The following is a 1,540-nucleotide window of genomic DNA, read 5'->3' as shown; positions in this document are numbered from 1 at the left end:
CGAAGCGCACGCGCCCCTCGACGATGGCCGCGCCCAGGTCGCCCACCTCGCCCGAGAGCAGCGCCGCCAGCGAGCGGCGGTCGCGGAACTGCAGCGCCACCGGGGCCTGCGCACGGCCCAGCCGCTGCCCGCCGGGCAGTTCGAGCGACAGGTCCACCGGCAGGGATTCCAGCCGGGCTTGCAGGGCGTGCAGCAGCGGTTTCATGGCCGTCGATTCTTGAACCGCCCCAACGCCTCGTCAATGGCCGTTGTCCGACACGGGCGCGACCGATCGGCACAGGCCCCATTGACAGTAATTCGTTTAAGCCTAAACTGTTTTTACATGAACATCCTGTGCATCGGCGGTGGTCCCGCCGGCCTTTATTTCGCCCTGCTGATGAAGCGGCAGGACCCGGCGCACCGCGTCGTGGTGGTGGAGCGCAACCGGCCGTTCGACACCTTCGGCTGGGGCGTGGTGCTGTCGGACCAGACGCTGGCCAACCTGCACGCGGCCGATCCCGAAACCGCCGCGCAGATCGGCGATGCGTTCAACCACTGGGACGACGTGGCGGTGTTCCTGCGCGGGCGCAGCGTGCGCTCCAGCGGCCATGGCTTTTGCGGCATCGGGCGCAAGCGGCTGCTCAACATCCTGCAGGAGCGCTGCCTGGCGCTGGGCGTGGAGCTGGTGTTCGAGACCGACGTGGCCGACGACCAGGCGCTCGCCGCGCGCTACCGAGCCGACCTGGTGATCGCCAGCGACGGCCTGAACAGCCGCATCCGCACGCGCTATGCCGAGGTCTTCCAGCCCGACATCGACCTGCGCCAGTGCCGCTTCGTGTGGCTGGGCACGCACCAGAAGTTCGAGGCCTTCACCTTCGCGTTCGAAGAGACCGAGCACGGCTGGTTCCAGGCGCACGCCTACCAGTTCGACGCCGACACCTCCACCTTCATCGTCGAGACGCCCGAGGCCGTGTGGCAGGCCCACGGGCTGGACCGCATGGAGCAGCCCGAGGCCATCGCCTTCTGCGAGCGGCTTTTCGCGCCCTACCTGGGCGGGCACGCGCTCATCAGCAATGCCACGCACCTGCGCGGTTCGGCCAACTGGATCCGCTTTCCGCGCGTGATCTGCCGCACCTGGGTGCACCGCGAAACCATCGCCGGCAAGGCGGTGCCCATCGTGCTGATGGGCGATGCCGCGCACACGGCGCATTTCTCGATCGGCAGCGGCACCAAGCTCGCGCTGGAAGACGCCATCGACCTGGCCCAGACGCTGGCCACCGGCGCGACCCTGGAGCAGGCGCTGCACGACTACGAGGCGCGCCGCAGCGTCGAGGTGCTCAAGATCCAGAACGCCGCGCGCAACTCCACCGAGTGGTTCGAGAACGTGGCGCGCTACAGCCGGCTGCCGGTGGAGCAGTTCGCGTATTCGCTGCTCACGCGCAGCCAGCGCATCAGCCACGAGAACCTGCGCCTGCGCGATGCGCGCTGGCTGGAGGGCTACGAGGCCTGGCTGGCCCAGGCGCGTCCCACGGTCGGCGCGGCGCCGGCCCCGGCACCCGCC

General features: G+C 69.5%; 1 protein-coding gene and 1 pseudogene. One reads left to right on the top strand and one right to left on the bottom strand.

The features are described from left to right. Positions 1–205: pseudogene (locus tag AC27IQ_RS24295) on the bottom strand (SAM-dependent methyltransferase); the annotation flags it as partial. Positions 206–322: 117 nt separating this feature from the next. Here AC27IQ_RS24295 and AC27IQ_RS24290 point away from each other — a divergent pair. Then, on the top strand, positions 323–1,540 hold a 1,218-nt coding region (locus AC27IQ_RS24290; RefSeq protein WP_487091100.1), incomplete at its 3' end, for an FAD-dependent monooxygenase.

The organism is Acidovorax sp. KPB24-07 (assembly GCF_057543315.1).
The sequence above is the reverse complement of the archived record's forward strand: the minus strand, read 5'-3'. Positions and strand labels throughout refer to the sequence as shown.